Annotated in this window: 2 protein-coding genes; both read right to left on the reverse strand. The window is 43.3% G+C overall.

Features of this window, described 5'->3' with window-relative positions; genetic code table 11:
* Nucleotides 1-180 precede the first annotated feature (180 nt).
* Nucleotides 181-729 (reverse strand): hypothetical protein, encoded by a 549-nt coding sequence (locus tag G1O98_RS37920; protein ID WP_243458668.1) that lies wholly within the window; start codon nucleotides 727-729, stop codon nucleotides 181-183.
* Between the two features lie 153 nt (nucleotides 730-882).
* A complete protein-coding gene (locus G1O98_RS37925; protein WP_163939567.1) occupies nucleotides 883-1,740 on the reverse strand; it encodes a nucleotidyltransferase domain-containing protein in 858 nt (285 codons plus the stop codon).
* Nucleotides 1,741-2,152: the final 412 nt, after the last annotated feature.

Consider the following 2,152-nt stretch of genomic DNA (forward strand, 5'->3'; position numbering starts at 1 on the left):
ACTCTTATTTCTAATGCTGATGATGTCATAAATAAAAAATACCATCAATCTCTTCACTTACCTGCGGAATGTAGGTTAAGTGGTGCTGAGAGAATGTACTAGCAGCGATCGCCTATCATAGAAAGAAATCGCCCTTGAAAGCGAGTTATATCTGTTAGAGCAATTGCTGCTTGATGGTGCTTATCTACCTAATGCAGAAGATGTAGACCAAGATTCCCTTGCATTGATACTGCCAAGCGACCAATTACTTTCTGAAAACGGGGACGCATAATCTGCGACTCGCTCCCATCCCCATTTATAAGCAGTGTCAACTAGAATTTCTTTACCATTTCGGAACTTGATAAATTCCTGCCCGTGATCGTAAAATATGTCTGCAACCAGTTGATTACGTTCGTCGTAACCCCACTTATCCACTGCTGCCCTCCACCAACGCTTTCCTCTTGAGAGCAACTGTTCAAGTTCCAAATACTCCGGCTTCCAATACTTGGTGCGCCATTGATTTGCCAGTGCCTCGATTAATATCGCAGTCGGGTAGATCGGTTTTAGATTTTCTTCGAGCCAAAGTATATAAACAATCGCGCTCCTGAAAGCATCTTCTAAACCATAGCTTGCTGCTTCTAGAGTGTCTTGGAGTTGCTCGTCACTGAAATTTACGCCGAGCGACCGCAGGGCTGGAGCGTACAAATCAAATAATTCTTGCTCTACTGAATCGGCAGACCAGAACCACATAAGAAAAAGAAAACTCCTGCTGGGTGGCTAAATAAAATTTAGCATTTAGCGTGCTTCGTATTGATATGGGAACAAGTAGCGATGTCTACGACAGGCTATTCGGCGTCGCAGAAATTTGGCTACCTGAACTTGAATAACTCAATCGCCATAAAATTACATTGCTAATCGCCGATTTCCATACCATTGACTCAAGTCACCCTCAATCGCCTCAAGAATAGCGATCGCCTCAGTTATTGATTTTGAAGAAGCAGCTAAAAGTGCAAACGCTTGCTCAACCCGTTGCTGATAATTGATAGGGCAAATAGCAAACTTAGCCGCGATTGCCACCGCTCCCTTTTCATTCAACAGGTAATCTTCATTGAGGGCGAATAAAACCTGATTCATACACGCCACACTGCGGAAACAACAACCTGCTGCGTAAACGACATCATTGCGTGCAATCGCCTTTTTTGCAACCACCAGCGAGAAACTGATTTCCCAGGCGAAAGTGTCAATAGTTGCCTGTTTCAGCCCAACTGGATAAGGCTTTGTTCTGAGCTTCAAAGCTTCTAAAACACCATCAGGGTCGTAAAGCACCTGACAAATAGCAATTTCCCCCATATAAATTGAGGATACAAAAGCATGAGGATGTCCTGGTTGGTAATCAATAGTAATTTGTCCAGCATGGCAATCATCAATCACACGATTGACCTTGGCCAAATCACGATAGAGAAAATCTACGCCTACATTCTGAACTTGTAGCCAACCGCCACCGTTAATCCACTTTCCCCATCCACCAATGGCAGTAATCAAATTTACCCGATGTTTATCATCAAGCTCATAGGCGAGGCGATTCAGAGCAATTAAATCGGGCGGGTTTTCTGAATTATAATAAATTCCCAAATCCACATCTGACTTATTGGTGTGATTGCCTCGTGCCCGTGAACCGCCCAATGAAATGGCAGTAATTCCCTCAATTGACCGCAAACTTGAAACAATATGGTTGATAAATTGAGGCGATTCCTGATTCATAGAGCGATTGTGACATTACTATCGCTGTCATTTTATATTTTAAAGGCATCATTACTTAAATCGATAATGCAATTGATTCGTTTGGATTCACTGTGATTAAGAAAGTTAAATTCTGAGCCGCACCTGTCCCCAATGCTGAAAAGTGGTCACATGAGGCGATTGTTGCGAGGTCAAATATGCGACCGGAGCGGATGCAGAAACTCAAGGTTGCGGCGAATTCGGGGCAGAATCCGGGGTTTGACTTCTTGCAGGAGTGCTGGAATGATGACCCTACTTTGCAGATTGTGATCAAGAAGCTGCTGGTGAAATATCCGCAGTGGGGGATTGCGATTGTTGATGGGGTGTTGGTGGCTTGATATGAGTAGTAAATGCAGGAGTTTCAAAGCTTAAATATAAAGTTTTGTGATATTTT

The sequence above is a fragment of the Nostoc sp. UIC 10630 genome, from assembly GCF_010747425.1.
In the GTDB taxonomy this organism is placed as follows: Bacteria; Cyanobacteriota; Cyanobacteriia; order Cyanobacteriales; family Nostocaceae; genus Nostoc.

Excerpts from the sequence above, each read along its gene's own strand:
- G1O98_RS37920 (WP_243458668.1), bottom strand. The coding sequence starts at position 729 with ATGTGGTTCTGGTCTGCCGATTCAGTAGAGCAAGAATTATTTGATTTG.
- G1O98_RS37925 (WP_163939567.1), bottom strand. The coding sequence starts at position 1,740 with ATGAATCAGGAATCGCCTCAATTTATCAACCATATTGTTTCAAGTTTG.